The organism is Streptomyces beijiangensis (assembly GCF_017315755.1).
GTDB lineage: Bacteria > Actinomycetota > Actinomycetes > Streptomycetales > Streptomycetaceae > Streptomyces > Streptomyces beijiangensis.
The window spans coordinates 1-460 of sequence record NZ_JAFLRJ010000970.1 but is presented as its reverse complement, the minus strand read 5'-3'; the positions used below and the strand labels follow the sequence as shown (position 1 = coordinate 460).

1 protein-coding gene is annotated in these 460 nt (G+C 66.3%); it reads right to left on the bottom strand.

The features are described from left to right. A partial coding sequence (locus tag J0695_RS40135; RefSeq protein ID WP_206969749.1) for an SDR family NAD(P)-dependent oxidoreductase occupies positions 1-380 on the bottom strand: 380 nt, incomplete at its 3' end. Between the last annotated feature and the right edge of the window lie 80 nt (positions 381-460).

Here is a 460-nt window from a genome sequence, read left to right as displayed (position 1 = left end):
ATGCAGTTCCATACGCCGCGTGCGTTGGTGTTCATGACGTGGTCGTAGGAGGCGTCGTCGAGGGTGTGGAGGGGGGCGGGTGGGACGCTGGTGCCGGCGTTGTTGAATGCAACGTTGAGGGAGCCGAAGTGTTCCAGTGCCATGTCGACGGCGTGGGCGGCTTCTTCGGGTTGGGTGATGTCGGCGATGGTGTAGTGGGCGGGGTATCCGTCGGCGCGCAGGGCGTCGGTGAGGGCGGCCAGTTTGTCCTTGCGGCGGGCGACGAGGACGACGGAGGCTCCTTCGCGGCAGAACACGCGTGCTGCCGCGGCACCGATTCCGCTGCTTGCGCCGGTGATGAGGGCGGTTTTTCCCGCGAGTAGCCCGCTGGCGATCTTCATAGGCGCACGGTACCCAGGGCGGAAGCGGACGAGCGCCTACCGGGAGACATATGGCCTGATAGGTCTGTCGGTGCTGTGGG